Annotated in this window: 18 protein-coding genes; 6 read left to right on the top strand and 12 right to left on the bottom strand. The window is 39.0% G+C overall.

Going from position 1 to position 18927, the window contains the following annotated elements:
• Positions 1–15: 15 nt before the first annotated feature.
• Complete coding sequence (gene eat / locus I6F48_RS05945) at positions 16–1419, top strand: ethanolamine permease (protein WP_197119037.1); 1404 nt, start codon at positions 16–18, stop codon at positions 1417–1419.
• A 129-nt stretch (positions 1420–1548) separates the two neighbouring features.
• On the opposite strand, the gene arfB is transcribed toward eat, so the two are convergent.
• The gene (gene arfB, locus I6F48_RS05940) at positions 1549–1962 is read right to left on the bottom strand and encodes an alternative ribosome rescue aminoacyl-tRNA hydrolase ArfB (RefSeq protein ID WP_007583522.1); all 414 of its coding nucleotides are present in this window, start codon (positions 1960–1962) and stop codon (positions 1549–1551) included.
• A 192-nt stretch (positions 1963–2154) separates the two neighbouring features.
• On the opposite strand from arfB, the gene I6F48_RS05935 reads away from it, so the two are divergent.
• The gene (locus I6F48_RS05935; RefSeq protein ID WP_010555231.1) at positions 2155–2727 is read left to right on the top strand and encodes a hypothetical protein; all 573 of its coding nucleotides are present in this window, start codon (positions 2155–2157) and stop codon (positions 2725–2727) included.
• Between the two features lie 162 nt (positions 2728–2889).
• Here the strand turns inward: I6F48_RS05935 and katG are convergent, their stop codons facing one another.
• Positions 2890–5070, bottom strand: a complete 2181-nt coding sequence (gene katG / locus I6F48_RS05930; RefSeq protein ID WP_197119036.1) for a catalase/peroxidase HPI — start codon at positions 5068–5070, stop codon at positions 2890–2892.
• A 907-nt stretch (positions 5071–5977) separates the two neighbouring features.
• On the opposite strand from katG, the gene I6F48_RS05925 reads away from it, so the two are divergent.
• Complete coding sequence (locus tag I6F48_RS05925; RefSeq protein WP_007583526.1) at positions 5978–6868, top strand: tetratricopeptide repeat protein; 891 nt, start codon at positions 5978–5980, stop codon at positions 6866–6868.
• A gap of 437 nt (positions 6869–7305) precedes the next feature.
• Here I6F48_RS05925 and I6F48_RS05920 read toward each other — a convergent pair whose 3' ends face one another.
• From I6F48_RS05920 to I6F48_RS05910, 3 genes are all read right to left on the bottom strand, one after another.
• Entirely contained in the window at positions 7306–7524 is a 219-nt protein-coding gene (locus tag I6F48_RS05920) for a hypothetical protein (protein ID WP_197119035.1), read from the bottom strand.
• Between the two features lie 652 nt (positions 7525–8176).
• Positions 8177–8881: a purine-nucleoside phosphorylase gene (gene deoD / locus I6F48_RS05915; RefSeq protein ID WP_002959109.1), complete on the bottom strand. Its 705-nt coding sequence runs from the start codon at positions 8879–8881 to the stop codon at positions 8177–8179.
• Positions 8881–10113, bottom strand: a complete 1233-nt coding sequence (locus I6F48_RS05910; protein WP_010555228.1) for a phosphopentomutase — start codon at positions 10111–10113, stop codon at positions 8881–8883. Before I6F48_RS05910 ends, deoD begins: the two co-directional genes overlap by 1 nt.
• Before the next feature lie 192 nt (positions 10114–10305).
• Between I6F48_RS05910 and udk the strand changes: the two genes are divergently transcribed.
• The 3 genes from udk (at position 10306) to I6F48_RS05895 (ending at position 13199) form a co-directional block, all read left to right on the top strand.
• Complete coding sequence (udk, locus tag I6F48_RS05905; protein ID WP_007583533.1) at positions 10306–10938, top strand: uridine kinase; 633 nt, start codon at positions 10306–10308, stop codon at positions 10936–10938.
• 17 nt (positions 10939–10955) lie between these two features.
• On the top strand, positions 10956–12182 hold the full coding sequence (locus tag I6F48_RS05900; RefSeq protein ID WP_007583535.1) for a NupC/NupG family nucleoside CNT transporter: 1227 nt from the start codon (positions 10956–10958) through the stop codon (positions 12180–12182).
• Positions 12183–12488: 306 nt separating this feature from the next.
• Complete coding sequence (locus I6F48_RS05895; RefSeq protein ID WP_197119034.1) at positions 12489–13199, top strand: substrate-binding periplasmic protein; 711 nt, start codon at positions 12489–12491, stop codon at positions 13197–13199.
• An 839-nt stretch (positions 13200–14038) separates the two neighbouring features.
• Here I6F48_RS05895 and I6F48_RS05890 read toward each other — a convergent pair.
• From I6F48_RS05890 to I6F48_RS05860, 7 genes are all read right to left on the bottom strand, one after another.
• On the bottom strand, positions 14039–14248 hold the full coding sequence (locus I6F48_RS05890) for a cold-shock protein (RefSeq protein ID WP_002959120.1): 210 nt from the start codon (positions 14246–14248) through the stop codon (positions 14039–14041).
• Between the two features lie 235 nt (positions 14249–14483).
• Positions 14484–15200 carry a hypothetical protein gene (locus I6F48_RS05885; protein ID WP_197119033.1) on the bottom strand — a complete coding sequence of 239 codons (717 nt, stop codon included), beginning with the start codon at positions 15198–15200 and terminating at the stop codon, positions 14484–14486.
• Positions 15197–15937: an iron transporter gene (locus I6F48_RS05880; protein ID WP_166421345.1), complete on the bottom strand. Its 741-nt coding sequence runs from the start codon at positions 15935–15937 to the stop codon at positions 15197–15199. Before I6F48_RS05880 ends, I6F48_RS05885 begins: the two co-directional genes overlap by 4 nt.
• Entirely contained in the window at positions 15924–16277 is a 354-nt protein-coding gene (locus tag I6F48_RS05875; protein ID WP_197119032.1) for a cupredoxin domain-containing protein, read from the bottom strand. Before I6F48_RS05875 ends, I6F48_RS05880 begins: the two co-directional genes overlap by 14 nt.
• Positions 16270–17583: an ATP-binding protein gene (locus I6F48_RS05870; RefSeq protein WP_197119031.1), complete on the bottom strand. Its 1314-nt coding sequence runs from the start codon at positions 17581–17583 to the stop codon at positions 16270–16272. The genes I6F48_RS05875 and I6F48_RS05870 overlap by 8 nt, the downstream gene beginning before the upstream one ends.
• Positions 17584–17609: 26 nt before the next feature.
• Positions 17610–18269 (bottom strand): response regulator, encoded by a 660-nt coding sequence (locus I6F48_RS05865; RefSeq protein WP_024592427.1) that lies wholly within the window; start codon positions 18267–18269, stop codon positions 17610–17612.
• 7 nt (positions 18270–18276) lie between these two features.
• A complete protein-coding gene (locus tag I6F48_RS05860) occupies positions 18277–18924 on the bottom strand; it encodes a hypothetical protein (protein ID WP_165740510.1) in 648 nt (215 codons plus the stop codon).
• Between the last annotated feature and the right edge of the window lie 3 nt (positions 18925–18927).

Raw genomic sequence — 18927 nt, 5'->3', positions numbered from 1 at the left:
CAACGGAGAAAGGTTATGTCTACTAACAATACAGAGTACCTAGCTAAAAGACAGTTAAAACGGGGTACTGCGGGGTGGTTATTGCTCGCAGGTTTGGGTGTGTCGTATGTAATATCGGGTGACTTTGCAGGCTGGAACTTTGGTATCGCCGAAGCCGGTTGGGGTGGTTTTGCCATTGCTGCAGTATTAATGGCGGTTATGTATTTAGCGCTTGTACTATCGCTTGCTGAAATGTCAGCTGCAATACCTGCTGCAGGCGGTGGTTATAGTTTTGCGCGTCAAGCTATGGGGCCAGCAGGAGGCTATTTAACAGGGCTTGCCGTATTAATTGAATATGCCTTAGCGCCCGCTGCTATTGTTATTTTTATTGGCTCGGCAGTTGAAGCCCTCACCGGATTTAATGGCCCATGGGTATATGCATTATTTTACTTACTATTTGTGGGAATTCATTTAGCGGGCGTAGGAGAAGCGCTTAAAGTAATGATGGTAATAAGTGGTTTAGCGGTATTAGCTATTATTGCAACGGCTTTTGTTTTAATCACAAATTTTGATGCATCGCGCTTATTTGACGTCCCCGTAACCGATGCAGTGGGAGCTAGTGAGTTTTTACCTTTAGGTTGGTACGGGGTTTGGGCTGCATTACCGTTTGCCATGTGGTTATTTTTAGCGGTTGAAGGTGTACCGCTTGCTGCTGAAGAAGCAAAAGATCCCGCTAAAGATGTGCCAAAAGGCATTATTGGTGCAATGATCTTTTTGTTATTTACTGCTTTTTTAGTTGTTGTTTTAGTACCTGGTGCTGGCGGTGCTGCTGCAATGGGGGCAAGTGCTGTACCTTTAGTTGATGCATTAAATGCATCCGGTAGTGAGGGCTTAGCAACCGTTGTAAATATATTAGGGCTTGCGGGTTTAGTCGCTTCGTTTTTCTCTATTATTTATGGTTATAGTCGCTTAGTGTTTGCTTTATCTAGAGCCGGTTATTTACCACGTTCGTTGTCGATTACGACTAATCGCAAAGTACCCGCACGCGCGTTAATTGTACCTGCTGTATTTGGTTTTTTAGTATCACTCAGTGGTGAGGGTGACTTAATACTTGCAATGGCAGTAGTAGGTGCAACGCTCTCGTATGCGTTAATGGCATTGAGCCATATTTTGCTCCGCGTTAAACAGCCTGATTTACCTCGCCCGTATAAAACCCCTGGTGGTGTTGTTACTTCAAGTATTGCTTTAGTACTTTCGCTTATAGCATTAACGGGTGTGTATGCGTTTGACCCTCGTGCATTTTTATACACTATGGTGCTGTTTATTGTGGGCGCCGCATATTACTTTGGCTATAGCTCAAAACACTTAGTTGCTAAAAGCGCTGATGAAGAGTTTGCAATGTTGGCAAATGCAGAATCTGATTTAGAAATGGCTAAGTAGGTATTAATAGTTATTAAATATAAGTGAGGCTACCCCTCACTCATATTTTTATACGTACAATACGATGTAAAAATGGTGCCTGCATGTAGGCATCAAGTCCCTTCTATACTTTATTAATACCGTTTAAAACTAAAACTTTATGTTGCCGCGTAGCGCTTTGTTTTGCCCGTGTTTAGTTTTTTTATCCATGCGCTTTCGCTGTGAATTACGGCTGGGCTTGGTGGCACGACGCGCTTTATTAACAACGGTAGCACTAAGTATTAAATCTTTTAAGCGCTTAAGGGCATCTTCTCGGTTTAGCTCTTGAGTACGATGGCTTTGCGCTTTAATTATTAAAACGCCTTCTTTGGTAATTCTTGTATCATTTAAGGCTAGCAAACGCTCTTTATAAAAATCAGGTAATTTAGAGCGGTTAATATCAAAGCGTAAATGAATTGCACTTGCGACTTTGTTAACATTTTGACCACCGGCACCTTGCGAACGAATAGCCGTTAGCTCTAGTTCCCATTCATCGATAGTGACAGTATTTGAAATTGTTAACATTGTGTTCAGCTCTATTTGTCAAAAATGTATTATATCATCAGTACATTAGCTTGTGGTGAATGAACTAAATTCTTAGAACTTAAATAAATTCTCATAAATTGTACTATAAAATCAGCCAATATATTATTTTGTGTTGGCAAGTGTTGCTTATTAGTTTCTAATTGGCACAACTTTAATACTAGGAAATGCTCAATGAAAAAAATACTTGTATCACTTAGCTTATTAGCAATGAGTTTCTCAAGCCTTGCAGTAGATATTAACGAAGGTCAACTTCAAAGCTATATGAAAGCACTGCCAGCTGTAACGAGCTGGGCAAGCAGCCAAGAGTCTTTAAAAGACTTAGACTTAGCAAGTATGTTAGGTGGTTCTGCAGATCAAAGTGTTGACGAACAAAGCTCTTTAGCTAATAGCGCACTAAGCATGATTAAAGAGCAAGACCTATACAAAAGCTTCGCGGGTGTTACAGGGCGCTACGGCTTTACACCAGAGCAACTAGTAACTGTAGGTTCTGAAGTATCAATGGCTTATATCGAAAATCTTAAGTCGGGTCTTTCGGCTGATAACCAAGAAACTGCCAATAAAGTAATGGGCGGTTTTCAAAGCATGAAAAGTGCTAAAGATAAAGGCGCTAGTTCGTTAATGGGTTCGTTTGGTAAATCGTCAAGCGCAGCTGAGGAGTCTACAGAGTCTTTAGTAAGCGAAAGTAACCTTGAACTTGTGAGCGAATACATGCCACAACTACAAAAGCTTTTTGCACTTCTATAAGTTTTATTGTTTTATAAAAAGGTGGCTTTTGCCGCCTTTTTTAATGCCTAATTTTTATATGACTTAGATAAATTACAATATTTTATAAGTAATACTGACCGGGACTATATGCAAAAACGGGGGAGTAAATTATTACTCCCCCGTTTTTATTTAGCGTACAGATTATTTAAGATCGAATCTATCGGCATTCATTACTTTTACCCATGCGTTTACAAAGTCATGTACAAAGCGCTCTTTGTTGTCGTCTTGTGCATAAAACTCAGCAAGTGCGCGCAATATAGAGTTTGATCCAAATACTAAATCAACGCGTGTTGCAGTCCATTTAGTAGTGCCACTTTTACGGTCTACTATATTGTATAAACCTTTTTGAGTTGGCTCCCAACGGTTTGACATGTCAGTTAAGTTTACAAAGAAGTCGTTGGTTAATGAGCCTACGCTATTTGTAAATACGCCGTGTTCGCTGCCAGCATAGTTAGTACCTAGTACTCGCATCCCACCAATAAGTACCGACATTTCTGGTGCACTTAATCCCATTAATTGGCTGCGCTCTAGTAATAACTCTTCCGCTGACACTGCGTAATCTTTTTTCAGCCAGTTTCTAAAACCATCGTGTATTGGTTCTAGTACATCAAACGATTCTGCATCAGTCATTTCGTCTGTTGCATCTCCACGTCCTGGAGCAAACGGCACGTTTACATCAACACCGGCTTGTTTTGCAGCTTGTTCTACGGCTGCTGTACCACCTAAAACAATTAAGTCGGCGATGCTAACAGGTTTACTCAAGCCAGCCTGCACTTTTTCAAGCGCACTAAGTACTGATGTTAAACGTTCTGGCTCATTACCTTGCCAATCTTTTTGCGGTGCTAAACGAATGCGTGCACCATTTGCGCCGCCACGTTTATCAGAACCACGATAAGTACGTGCGCTATCCCAAGCTGTATTTATTAAATCAGCGGCACTAACACCACAATTTAATAATGTTGTTTTTAGATTGCTAATTTCGTCGTCTGTTAATGTGTAATCAACGGTTGGAATTGGATCTTGCCAAATTAAGTCTTCGCTTGGTACGTCAGCACCTAAGTAACATGATTTAGGGCCTAAATCGCGGTGAGTTAGTTTAAACCAGGCACGTGCAAACACGTCTGAAAAGTAGTCAAAGTCGTTATAAAAACGCTCAATAATTTTACGGTACGTTGGGTCCACTTTCATGGCCATATCAGCATCTGTCATCATTGGGTTCAAACGAATTGATGAATCTTCTACATCGACAGGCTTGTCTTCTTCTTTAATATTAATAGGCTCCCACTGATGAGCACCTGCAGGGCTTTTAGTGAGTTCCCATTCGTAGGTTAATAAAAGCTTACAGTATTCGTTATCCCATTGTGTTGGGTGCGTAGTCCATGCGCCCTCTACACCTGATGTAACTGTATCGCGGCCAATACCACGGGTTGTAGTGTTATTCCAACCAAGGCCTTGCTCGTGTACGTCAGCAGCTTCTGGCTCTGGGCCTAAGTTTTCTGCTTTGCCATTACCATGTGCTTTACCTACTGTGTGCCCGCCTACCGTTAATGCAGCGGTTTCTTCGTCATCCATTGCCATACGCGCAAAAGTTTCGCGAATTTGGGCCGCTGTTTTAAGCGGATCAGGTATACCATTTACACCTTCAGGGTTTACATAAATTAAGCCCATTTGTACTGCGGCTAATGGGTTTTCCATGGTGTCTGGTTTATCTACACTTTCGTAACGACCGTCACTTGGCGCTAACCATTCTTTTTCAGCTCCCCAGTAAACGTCTTTTTCAGGACGCCAAATATCTTCTCGGCCGCCGGCAAAACCAAAGGTTTTTAAACCCATTGATTCGTATGCCATGTTGCCCGCTAAAATAATTAAGTCGGCCCATGAAAGCTTGTTACCGTATTTTTTCTTTATTGGCCAAAGTAAACGGCGCGCTTTGTCGAGGTTACCGTTGTCTGGCCATGAATTTAGTGGCGCAAAACGTTGATTACCTGTACCACCGCCCCCTCTACCATCGGCCAAACGGTATGAACCCGCTGAGTGCCATGCTAAACGAATCATTAAACCGCCGTAATGTCCCCAATCGGCTGGCCACCAATCTTGGCTATCGGTCATTAAGCTTTTTACGTCTGTTTTTAGCGCGTCAAGATCGATTGATTTAAATGCTTCAGCGTAATTAAAGTCGCTATTGTATGGATTTGATTTGGTGTCGTGCTGATGAAGAATGTCTAAGTTTAGGGCATTTGGCCACCAATCAGTATTGGGATTAGACGTTTTAGTATTACTGCCGTGCATGACCGGACATTGGCCTGCTTTAGGGTTGCTCATTCTGGAATCCTTATAATAGAAAAGTAAAATACTTAATCAATCAGTATTGTTGCTTATGTATTTATAACTTTTTAAAAAGTAACGGTTATTTTTATTTAATCGGCTTACTTATTATTTAGTGTGCCTGCCTAAACACTTACGTATCCTTAATATAGGCGCATAAATTATGCTACGCCAGCCTCAACATACTATTTAAAACGATTGCTCCAATTTATATTTTTGATTGGCCTTTTGCTAATGATGTATTTAACAATAGCTTTGTAATTACGTTCAAAATAATAGTAAAAATAAATTTGATGACGCTCGTATAAGGTATTACGTAAGATAAAAAAACAAATTAGTGAATTAACCTTAACCTTTTTACTAGACCTGTGATCGAATTGAAAAATTTCGGCGTAATGGTATGTGAAGGGTTTGAAAGTGGCTTTAATTTATTTAAAGCGCACATTGGAATACCCCCCTTCACCATGAAATTGTAGTTATATAGTTATAATTATAAAGGTGCATTACTTAAGCCCAATGCACCTTTACTTTATAAACCGAATACTTTGAGTATTCTTATATTTTTAACTAATTGAATTGAATTAAGTATTTGTTCATAAAGATTCAGTTAGTATGAAGTTGTTCTCCTGTGAATCCCTACGACATATTGTTGTTTTAAGCAGTTTTTGCCAGCTCATATTGAGCTGGTTTTTTTTTGCCTATTTTTTCTTAAAACCAACTAAGTATTAGCAAAATGCTCATGCTTTAACCTGTTATTGCTAAGCTCACTAGGCTAAAAAATTCTTACAACTATTACTCCTATCTAAATTAGGTCAATTTTAATCCTGAAAAGTCAACGCGCCCTAGTGCCATTCAGCCCTGCATGTTAAAGTTATTACAGTAATTAATTTAATTAGGCGTACCGATGCGTTATTACCTATCTACACTTTTTGTTTGTTTAACTTTTTTTTCGGGCATAGTAAATTCTGCTGAACAAAAACCAGCAGCCCCTACAGCACAACAAGAGCAACAAGCCCTCAAACAACTTAAAGAGTCTATGTTTAAACCGCTAATGGAGCGCTACATACTCGACGAGCTAAAAGCCGTAAGGCAAGATCAACAAAAACTCCGTGAGGATGTAACTAAGCAAGTTACTCATGCACAGCTTGATACTGCAGATCGCGCATTAACATACACTACCGATACTATTAATAATGTATTTTTTATAATTACCGCTACGGCTTCTATTTTGGTTTTAGTGGGCTGGAACTCACTACGCGATGTTAAAAACAAAGTAGAAGATATTGTAAATACACGTGTAAGTGTAATTACTGACGAGTATGAAGACCGATTAAAAATTCTTGAAGAAAAACTACGCGTTCGCTCAGAAGAAATACTCAGTAACCAAGAGCGCATATCGGTTACCAACGAGGTTCATTCGTTATGGATGCGCGCCAATTTAGAAAGTGATTTTGCTAATAAAATTGAAATATTTGATGAGATTTTAAAACGCAAACCAGAGGATGTTGAAGCCATTGCTTATAAGGCCGATGCGTTATTAGAAATAAATGAAACAGCACAAGCCATTGAGTTGTGTAATCAAGCCATTGATATAGATAGTGTCTATGGTTATGCCTATTGGCAACGAGCATGTGCTTATGCGCTAACACATAAGCATGCTGATGCATTAGCCGACATTAAAATGGCACTTGAATACTCTCCAAATTTACGTAATGAGCTATTACATGAGAGCGCATTTGCAAGCTTACATGACAACGACAGCTTTAATACGATAGTAGCTGGTGAAGTTGTTTAAGCACTCAGTATTTGGCCTGTATGATTAGGCGCAACATCATAAAAAAGGGCCTTGGCCCTTTTTTTGTTTTTAAAGGTTATGTTTGTTGGGTAATACCAACCTGCATAAATTTTTGATCAATTTAACGAATTAAATTGCACTATAACGTCGTTAAAAATTTTTTATTTAGAACAACTAGATACAAAAGTTTTTGCCTAGTTCTAGCTTAATTTTCTTAACGTTAAATAGACCCCATATATAAGCAGATTGGTATAATTAGAAGCTTTACTGCGCTCTACAAACTCTGCTCTACCGTAGAGTTAAGACCTAAAGTGATTAATTCACAAAGAGGTTTAGAGACGCTGCGCTTTTAGAGAAGAGCTTAGAAGTTAAAATAATCAGAAGTTGTGCTTCTAACATGAGCAACAAGTCATACTCTAAACTTGGTATAAACACTGCTATTCGCGCAAGTTACAAGCTTTTAAAGCAACGCTTGTACTTTTATAATGCCGAGTCAGCATTGGTTTTGCTCTTCTCATTTGCTCCTCTTTTTCTTCTCTGCGTGCATATTGTTTTTTAGGGCTGTTATACACAAATAGGTTTAGAGATACTGCGCTTTTAGAGAAGAGCTTAGAAGTTAAAATAATAAAAACAATCAGAAACTGTGCTTCTAACATGAGCAACAAGTCATACTCTAAACTTGGTATAAACACTGCTATTCGCGCAGGTTACAAGCATTTAAAGCAACGCTTGTACTTTTATAATGCCGAGTCAGCATTGGTTTTGCTCTTCTCATTTGCTCCTCTTTTTCTTCTCTGCGTGCATATTTTTTTTAGGGCTGTTATACACAAATAGGTTTAGAGATGCTGCGCTTTTAGAGTAGTTAGCTTAAGTAATTAGAAGCTGTGCTTCGCGCGCGAGCAAGCTTAGCGCCTACCTGAGAAACTTACACTCAGCAGTTTAATTTACCTGTAGACGCGCTGCTTGCAGGCGTTTAAAAACGCAGTTTTTAGATGGTTGAATTAATACCAACCCGCAATAATACTTAATCATTTTTAGGGGCTAAACGTGTCGCTACCTGCGTTAAAAAATTCTCATTTAGAACAACTAAATAGTGAATTTTTTGCCTAGCTATCAACACGTTTTTCCATCCTCAAAATAGATCACTTAATTAAGCGAATTGGTATAAGTAATTAGAAGCTGCTACCCATTTTCTTCAGGCATAAAAAAAGCCGCATAAAATGCGGCTTTGGAGGTTTAGTCTCACTTCACTTTGGGCGTGTCTCCAAAACTTAGTGAATACGTTACCAAGGAACTGTTATGTGTTATTTAAGCTATTGACTCTAATGCAATTTTAACCATTTCGTTAAACGTGCTTTGACGCTCATCAGCAGGTGTTGCTTCGCCAGTGATTACGTGGTCACTTACTGTAAATAATGCCATTGCGTTTGCGCCGTATTCAGCTGCAACGCCGTATAAGCCTGCTGTTTCCATATCTACTGCTAGCATGCCTAACTTGTCTAAGTCTTTATAGAACGAATCATCTGCTTGATAGAATGTGTCTGTCGTAAATACGTTACCTACTTTTGCTTTAATTCCTAGCTCTTTAGCAGCGTTTACGCCGTTTAAAAGTAGGTCAAAGTTAGCAATAGCAGCAAAATCGTAGCCACGTACGCGTGCACGGTTTACGTTTGAATCTGTGCTTGCACCTTGTGCAAAAATTACGTCACGAATTTTGATATCTGTGCCAATACCGCCACACGTACCAATACGTATAATATTTTTAACGCCAAAGCTTACAATTAGCTCACGTGCATAAATAGACATTGATGGAATGCCCATGCCTGAACCCATGATACTTACTGGCTTACCTTTGTAAGTACCAGTGAAACCGTACATGTTACGAACGCCTGTAACTTGTACTGCATCATCTAAAAAGTTTTCAGCAATATATTGCGCACGTAGCGGATCGCCTGGCATTAATACTGTTTCGGCGAAATCACCAACGTTTGCACTGATATGCGGAGTACTCATTAATTGTTTTCCTTTTTATTTGGCGTTTTTAGCTCATTTAAAAAGCTGTCGCCGTAATCAAGCGCAGATAAGCTAAACCACTGTGCCAGTGTTTGACCTATATCTGCAAAGCTGTTGCGTTCACCTAATGGTGTGTTACTCATACCTGGTTGGTATGCAATAACAGGTACGTATTCACGAGTGTGCTCAGAACCTGGAAAGGTTGGGTCACAGCCATGATCTGCAGTGATCATTAATACGTCATCTGCTTTTAACTGATTTAGTATAGTTGGTAAATAGTCATCAAATTCTTTTAATGCTTTTGCGTATCCTACTGGATTACGACGATGACCAAATTTTTCATCAAAATCAACTAGGTTAGTAAAGATTAAGCTACGATCTGGCGCGCTTTCCATTACTTCGCTGGTTTTTTCTAGCAAGTTCATAAGTCCAGGTGCTTTATGCTTTTGGGTTATGCCCTGATGCGCGTAAATATCTGAAATTTTACCAATACTAATTACTTCGCCGCCGTCTTTTGCTAGTACATCTAGCAATGTTGGTGCAGGCGGAAGTACTGAATAGTCACGACGATTACCCGTTCGAGCAAAGTCTTGGCTATTTGAACCCAAAAATGGCCGCGCAATCACTCGTCCTATATTCATTTCATCAAGTAGCGCCCGTGCGATTTCGCAAACTTGATAAAGCTTCTCTAGGCCGAATGACTCTTCATGCGCGGCTATTTGAAACACGCTATCAGCTGAGGTGTAACAGATTGGTTTACCTGTTTTTACGTGCTCTTCACCTAGCTGTTCTAAAATGGTAGTTCCTGATGCATGGCAATTGCCTAAAATACCAGGAATACCTGTACGAGCAATAAACTCGTCTATAAATTCTTGTGGGAAACTTGGCTGTGTTTTTGGGAAATATCCCCAATCAAATAACACCGGTACGCCTGCCATTTCCCAATGACCTGATGGCGTGTCTTTTCCGCTAGAGATTTCTTTAGCGTAACCCCATGCACCTTGAGGAGCTTGGCGGTCTGAAATTAAACACGGTTCGCCACCGGCAGCTTCGCATGCATCCACTAACCCAAGTTTTGATAGGTTAGGAAGCGACAGCGCACTGCCTGTTTCGTCGTAATATGCTTTTAGTAAGTGAGCGAATGTATTAGCCCCAAGATCGCCGAATTTATCTGCATCTGGTGCTGCACCGATTCCTAGGCTATCTGCCATTAAGATAATTGCTCTTGCCATTTTGACCTCACTTTGATTCTAGGCGGTTACTTTATCTGCTGATCGAATTTTTCGTACAGGACAAAAGTCCTGTTTCATAAAACCTAAACATTATAAATTTGCACCCTTGAGCGAAGCAAAAGAGATTAATCGTGTCTTTTTTGCTATTGTGATCTACCAACAATATATCTTTCTGTGTGGATGAGAACTTTAGTGACACGAACTACTATTATAGCCATTGCAGGCGCATCAGCGTCGGGCAAATCTCTTTTTAGCCAAACAATTTACAATGAATTGGTTAATGAGCTTGAACCAGGCGCTATCGCCATTATTGAAGAAGATGCTTATTACAAGGATCAGTCGCATTTGCCGATGGCTCATCGTACGCAAACAAATTACGACCATCCAGATGCATTTGAACACGCATTAATGCTTGAGCATTTAACGCAACTTCGTTGTGGTAACTCAGTAGAAGTACCAACGTATGATTATGCACAGCACACGCGTAGCGCAACCACACGCCGAGTGCCAGCTGCTAAAATACTCATTGTTGAAGGTATTTTACTATTGAGTGATAAAGCGCTTAATAAAGAATTTGATATTAAGGTGTTTATAGACACACCTTTAGATATTTGTTTAATGCGTCGTATGCAACGTGATATGGAGCAACGAGGCAGAACATTACAATCTGTTGTTGAGCAATATCAGGCAACTGTTAGACCGATGTTTTATCAATTCATTGAGCCTTCTAAACATAACGCTGATTTAGTTGTGACTCGAGGCGGCATGAACCGCGTTGCGATTGATATAATAAAAAGTAAAATTAAATATTTACTACAAGAATAACAACGGGAAACATTTGTATGACAACATTTATGAGCTTAGTAGGCATGTGTGTGCTACTAAGCATTGCCTTTGCTGCGTCAACTAATCGCAAGGCAATTAATTTAAGAACCGTTGGTATAGCATTTGCGATGCAAATTGTTATTGGTGGTTTTGTACTGTTTTTCGAAGCAGGTAAAAATGTGTTAACTAGCATGTCATCAGCCGTTTCATCGGTTATTGGTTATGCAAACGACGGTATTGGATTTTTATTTGGTCCACTTGCCTCACAAGACACATTAGGTTTTATTTTTGCGATTCAAGTTTTGCCGGTTATCGTGTTTTTCTCAGCACTTGTTGCTGTGTTATATCACCTTGGCATTATGGATTGGATAATTAGGATTTTAGGCGGCGGTTTACAAAAATTATTGAAGACCTCGCGCACAGAATCGCTTTCAGCAACTGCAAATATTTTTGTAGGCCAAACTGAAGCACCGTTAATAGTTAAGCCATTTATAGCAACGATGACAAAATCGGAATTGTTTGCAGTAATGGTAGGTGGCTTAGCCACTGTAGCAGGCTCTGTAATGGCCGGTTACGTAATTATTGGCGTAGATCTTAAGTATCTTATTGCTGCGAGCTTTATGGCTGCACCAGGTGGTTTCTTAATGGCCAAGATGATTGTGCCAGAAACTGAAACGCCTAGAGATAACTTAGCTGATTTAGATTTAGATGACGAAGATAAGCCTGTAAATGTAATTGATGCAGCTGCATCAGGTGCTGCAAACGGTATGCATTTAGCACTTAATGTAGGTGCAATGTTACTTGCTTTTGTAGCGCTAATTGCATTATTAAACGGTTTATTAGGCGGTATTGGCGGGTGGTTTGATTACCCAACATTAACGCTTCAAGAAATATTAGGTTATGTATTTGCTCCAGTTGCATGGTTACTAGGTGTGCCATGGGATGAAGCGATTATAGCCGGCAGCTTTATTGGTCAAAAGATAGTAGTAAACGAGTTTGTTGCTTACTTAGACTTTATAAATTATCGCGATACGTTAAGCGCGCACACACAAGCAATCGTTACTTTTGCTTTATGTGGGTTTGCTAACTTATCATCGATAGCCATTTTACTAGGTGGGTTAGGCGGTATGGCGCCTAGTCGGCGGAAGGATATCGCACGCTTAGGGCTCAGAGCAGTGTTAGCCGGATCTATGGCTAACCTTATGAGCGCAGCAATTGCTGGGTTTTTCCTCTCGCTAGCTTAGAAACTTATTGAGATGAACACCGGTGTTGCAAAACAAGAGGATAGCGCTTTAAGGGGTTAAAGCTCTATCTGACTTGAACGATACTTCACCAAGGGCCGCAAGGCCCTTTTATCGTTTTAGGCCTTAATTTTTAGCCTCATCTACTTCAAATCTCAAGCCACTTATCTATTTAGCCTCCTTTATAGTTATACATAACTCAAATAAACCAATATCTTAGTAACAAGTTCACATAAATAATTTTTGTGTTTTTCATATTTTCAGCCACACTTATTATTACTTAAGCTAACCGAATGACGATTCGCTATTGTGAAATATATTCTTTATTCTCTTTTTTTAATTTGCTCTGCGTATGTTCAAGCAAAGGAAGCCCTGCTTGTTGTTACAGAGTTAGCACCACCAAACCAAGTATTGATTAATGGCGAGGTAGCAGGTGAAGGTACTCAGTTTATTAGAGATATATTTGCTGAGGCTGATCTCACACCTAACATTCAAATGTATCCTTGGGCACGTGCTTATAAAATTGCAGATGAGTTAAAAAACACCTTTATATACAGCCTTGCACGCACTGTAGAGCGAGAAAATAAATTTTATTGGATAGGACCTGTCGGACGTTTTGAACTAGGCTTTATTGGCCTATCAGAGCGAGATGATCTTATTATAAACACTACTGAACAAGCAAAAGTGTATAAAATTGCAATGCAACGCAATGACTTTTCAACACAAACCCTCACGAAACTTGGATTTGAAGTTGTTTTAACCTCTGATATTCAAAAATCATACTCTTTACTATTAGCTAAAAAAGTAGATTTAATTGTAGACGATCCTTTATATATGCAGCAGATGAGCGACTACCTAAAGCTCAAACCAGCACACTTAAGGTTTATTTATAAAATAGATGAGCTAACAATTGATGCTTATTTAGCTGCGAATAAAAAAACAGATATGCGTTTAATTGAAGCACTGCAAGCTGCATTTTTAAAAATAAAGCAAAATAAAGGGCTGCCTTACGAAAGATAAATCATCAAAGATAAGTATGTTTATAGGCGGCAAAATCGTCTTTCATTTTTAACTTTTTATATTCTTCATAAAATTACTTTATGGCACGCACAACTACTTACTTATTAAATGCGATGCAATTACTAGCAAGCGCACAAAGATATAATTTTTGCAGCCTTTCAGCACCTTCCCCACTTTATAGTCAAAGGTTCCAGCTGATGCTTTATTGTCATTATGAGCCCGAAATTAGATCTATTTTTCTTTTTAAAAATAAATCCATATATTGTTTTCGCCCGCTTTAAAACCAATTTTATATACGCCTAGAACTGAATTTTTTTTCGGCTTAAAATTTAGACCGCATACTTAATGGAATTGGTATAACTTGCTTATTAGCTTTGAGCTTATAAAAGAAGGTTTTACTAGATGCTAGCGGCTGACCCCAATTAAATAGAGGGTCACGTTCGATGTTTTTAATTATTGAAACAATGCCAAAGTAAGGGGCTTTTAAACTAAGTTATAAGCACGCTTCCAAAGTAGCAATTTAAACTCGCAGGTTATATCAATAGCTGTGCAAATACCTTTTACAATATTGAGAGTACTACTAACAAGCTGGTCTTTGTCGTTTTGAATTTGTTGTTTTGAAATTATAAGGGAGAAATGTTCGGTATAAATTACAAGCTTAAACTCACTTGCATTAGCGCAATGAGAAGAATAGAAAAACGAATATTAGGAGGGCTAAATAATAGCAATATCATTTAGTTAATTTACATTGATAATGGGCGTTGCTTGGTTTGAGTCAAATTTCAGACACAAAAAAAGCACCTTAAGCGCTTTTTTTTCATTTCACTTAAAAAGTAAAATTATACAGCTGTGATGTTATCAGCTTGTGGACCTTTTTGACCTTGTGAAAGAGTAAACTCTACACGTTGGCCTTCAGCTAAAGTTTTGAAACCTTCGCTTTTGATTGCTGAGAAATGTGCGAAAACGTCTGGGCCATTTTCTTGCTCGATGAAACCAAAACCTTTAGACTCGTTAAACCACTTAACTGTACCTGATACGATGTTAGACATTGTAATATCCTGAAATAAAAATAAAAATATGCTCATAAGAGCGGGTGTAGCAAAAAATGAGATGGTACTTTAAAAACTTCAGGACGGTACTACAAGTATTACTTATATCGAAATGGAGATTTATAGCTTACATGCTTTCTTTCTAGCTGTGGCCCACTATATAGAGTTTAAATAATATGTCAAGTACCTATCTATAATCAGAATGATAAACAACCAAAACAGCTATCATTGGTTATTAAAATTCAAATTCTAATGCGAGCCTAAAACTATGGTTTTTTTCTGATTGGCTTATCTCAGTGATGAAACCCGCTTCCCATTTTAATTGCTTTTGCCCATCAAAGCGCTGTAAACCTATAAAGCCAGGCCCTATACCAATAAAGTCTTCACCTAGGTAAACCTCTATAGAAGGCTGGAAAGCAGAGCGATATCGATAGCGATATTGTGCTCTAAACTCACTTTCCCATTCGTTTTTAATGTCTTGCCCCCACTCATAAACCAAAAAAGCATTTAGCGTAAGACTTGTTTTTCCAAATTCTTTTTCGATCACAAAACCCGAGGTTGCCTCATACACATCTTCGTTATGTTTTTTTTCAAGCTCAAATAACGCGCCCCAATCAGCCCATAATTTACCTTGTTCAATTAATTGCCAACGTAGCTCAAGCTCATAAGCTTCTAATCCAAAGTCGCCGTTGTCGTCTCGCTCACCAACTAAATAGCCTTCTAGTGCCATTGTATCGTTAATAGCACCACCGCCACCCAAACGCTGCGCTAATATATTTCCACTATCTGTTTGGTGCGACACTAATCGCCATTCAAACTCACGCTCAAAAGGCAAAACATAGGGGTGATATACCTTATCAACAACAATACCGTCAGCATTCGCTTGGGTTGGAAGTAACAACACGCAAAAAACGGTAAAACTAAGCGCGAAATATAGGTTGAGTGCTTTCATACACGTTCCTTAGTTATTGAAGCCGGAATAACATAACAAAGTAATAAAAATAACACGCTGCTTGTACTATATATAAGTACACTCATTAAATCAGGAGTGGCCTCGTAACCAACAAGCGCACGCAGTACGCGCCCAAGTTCAGAATTTTCACTTAGCACATCACGTAAATCCCACACTGTTGATGTGTTTGTAATTAAATCTATTTGGCTTGCCAAATCCAGTGCAACTAATAACTTAGCCGCGCTGTTAAAAGCAAGCAAAGTAAAAAGCGGATACATACCAAAGCGGTACTTAATTGTATTCATTAAAAAGTACAGCAATACGCTAAAACTTAAGCAAATTCCACTGCCTAATAAAGTGCCAATAAATAAGCTTTGCCCTGCATCACTATTTTGCCAAAAACTGGTGAGGTAAATAATATAATGGCTTAAATACAATGTTACTGTACTGATAACTGCGATATAAAATGCCGCTGACTTTTGCTTTAGTGCAAATACCAACACAGCAATAAATATAGTAATACATAGCCCTATTTGTGAGTACTCTAACCCTTGGTGTTCAAACCACTGGCTCACCCACGATGCGCTTTGCATGTACAAAAACGACATTACCGCGCCAATTAACACAGCAGAGCATATTCGCAAAGAGCTCTGTTTTTTAACTACTTGTAATAGCACTAATAAAATAGCCACAGGTAGTAATTGATTAAGGCTCATGACTAAACTAGTTATTAGCATGCTGCCCCCCTTCATCGCTAACTATAACAACGCCCCTTGCTGTATTAGGCGAAAACTCACCAAAAAACTCGTAATGCCCTTTACTAAGCGGCCCTATATAAATAATGCTTTTACGATTTGGGTAGAGTACTTTTTCTCTGTTTAGATCAAAGCTATCAAACTCTTCTGGTGTGCTATCTTGGTTTTCTATTAATAGTTTTACTTTTTTATTCACGGGAATTGTAATTTGTGAGGGATAGAACAAGTGATCTTTTAAAATAATAAGGTACTCTTTACTCTCCGCGTTAAACGATAAAAACAGTAAACAACAAAGACATTGATTGAATAAACGTTTAGTCACTTTTTACTCCTGTAAAAGTAACCTTAACGGTTAACCCACCTAAATGACTATTCGCTAGATGAATCTTTGCGTCATAAATAGCAATAATGTGTTGAACAATCGCCATACCTAAACCCGCACCTTGCTCGCCTGATGGATGTTGATCGCCACCTACGCGATAAAAGCGATTAAATATTCGGTCTTTTTGCTCTTCAGTCATGCCCGCACCAGAATCATCAATTTGCCAACTATAGCTGTTATTACTTGATGCTAATTTAATTATAATTTGACCGTTACTAGGTGTGTATTTAATCGCATTACTGAGCAAGTTAGCGATGAGTGTGGTTAATGTAAACTCATCACCATTAATTACAAAACCATCACCTTCGAGGCTAATCGTTTGATTTTTTTCGTCTATTTTGTCGTATTGATCCGATACAACTTGCTGAGTAATCGCTAGCAATGACTGCTCGCTAAACTGCCTCTGCCATTGCTCAGGCTGGGTGCGCCCTAAAATTAGCATTTGTTCAACAATATTACTTAAGCGATTAATACCTTGCGACATTGCTTGTAATTCTTGATTATTTTGCGAGTTACTTTGTTTATTAGCTAAATTATGTACATTGATTTTTAAACTACTAAGCGGAGTACGTAACTCATGAGCTGCATCTGAGGCAAAAAATCGCTCTCGTAAGTAAGCGGTTTCTACGCGTTTAAATAAGTCGTTTAAACGATTAATAACCGGTTTAATTTCTTCGTCGGTTACTTGCCAGTTAATTGGCGTAAAGTCGTTTGCTTGGCGAGACGCCAACTGCTTAGATAATCGAGTAAGAGGGGCTAATGCGTATTTAACAAAAAAGCTTATAAAAATAGCAAGCAGGGGAACTGCCCATAACATAGGTAACATTGCAGATAAAATAACGGCTTCAGCTAATTCAAACCGCTTTGCTATAGGTTCAGCAATGATGACTTTACGAGTATTTTTGCTCATTACAAACACTCGCATACGCTGCCCTGCTACATTGGCAATTTGAAAGCCCTCGCTAAAACTAATTTGGTTATTTGTTAAACTCGATGAGCCACTAAGTAAACTATTATTTTGCCAAATTTGATACAACAACTGAGCACTATTATTGCTTACTTGTACTGTATTTGTGCTCAGTGTCAATGGTTGCTCAATTAAAACGCCAGCCACTATTTTAAGTTCATTATCAAGCAAGTTTTCACCGTGGTGCATGCTTTTTTGATAGCCTTTTACTAAAGCTAAAAAGCAAGTTAGCACCATCATTGAAAGTAAAATTAAGGTCAGACGTTTACGAATAGACATTTTCAACCTCGAAATATAAACACACTCTAACGCTTACCAACCACGTAGCCAATGCCACGTAAGGTTTTAATAAAATCGCTAGGGAATTTTTTACGAAGATGATGAATATGCACCTCTATGGCATTAGAGCCAACTTCTTCACCCCATTGGTAAAGTTTGTTTTCGAGTTGTTGTTTTGATTGCACCCTTCCCTGATTTTCCATCAGCGCTTTTAAAAGCATGTACTCTTTTCGCGGCAGTGTAAGTGATTGCCCACTTAGTGTAACTGTATGAGCAGATGTATCCATTACCACATCACCACAGCGTAATAAGCTTGATTGCGTTTGGTTAATGCGCCGACTTGCTACACGTAAACGGGCAAATAGCTCAGCGGGGTCAAACGGCTTTGCAAGGTAATCGTCAGCGCCCATGTCAAGCCCTTGGACTTTGTCATCAATACTGCCGCGAGCAGTTAAAATAACCACCGGTATTACTTTTTTTTGCGCTTTAATATGCTTTAAAACTTGCGAGCCATCGCCGTCAGGTAATCCTAAATCGAGAATAACAAGCTCAATTTCACCACTAGAAAGGCACTCTAAGGCATGCTTAACTGTGCCACTATGCTCTACACTGTAGCCCTCTTGACGCAAAGAGCGAATAAGCCCTTGCGCCACTAAATGATCATCCTCAACGAGTAATAAATGCATTATGTGTTTATCTTTTTAGTTTTTTATCTACTTTTACCAATAGCTGGCTTATTGCTTGTTGGCGATATTCATCTGCTTTTGCACGAGTATCACGAATGCCCGCAGCTTGTGCTACAAGTAGTCGTGCTTTAGCTTGTTTATAATCGCCTTCGTCATACAAATATTCACCGTATAAGTAATTAGTATCAATGCCTTCGAGATTAAAAGCGAGCGCTTGTTTAAATAATTTTTCAGCTTTGTCGTCATCACCAAAACCAATTGGCCAACCAGGTACTTTACTGTAAAGCGTTGCAAGGCTTGCGTAAGCTGAGCCATTTAATGCAGTGCCATCTATTGAGAGTGCATTTTCAAGTGACACTTTTGCCTCTTTTGCCAAACCAAGTGCACCCAAGCCCCCTTTTGCACCTGCAAAGCTAGCTAACACAATTCCATTCCAAATATGTGTTTGTGCTGAGCTTGGGTAGTTTTTAACAAATAACGCGCTTTGCTCACTTAGTTGCGTAAACGCGTCTATTTGCGCATCGTCTTCAAGTTCGTAGTTGGCAATTGCCCACTTTTGTTGAATTGAGGTTAAGTCTTGCGCTTCATCTGCCTGTACTGCGGTCGTAAATACAGCCGTTAATATTAAATATAATGCGAGTGTAAATTTATACATAAT

The organism is Pseudoalteromonas sp. SWYJ118 (assembly GCF_015864505.1).
In the GTDB taxonomy this organism is placed as follows: Bacteria; Pseudomonadota; Gammaproteobacteria; order Enterobacterales; family Alteromonadaceae; genus Pseudoalteromonas; species Pseudoalteromonas arctica.
The sequence above is the reverse complement of the archived record's forward strand: the minus strand, read 5'-3'. Positions and strand labels throughout refer to the sequence as shown.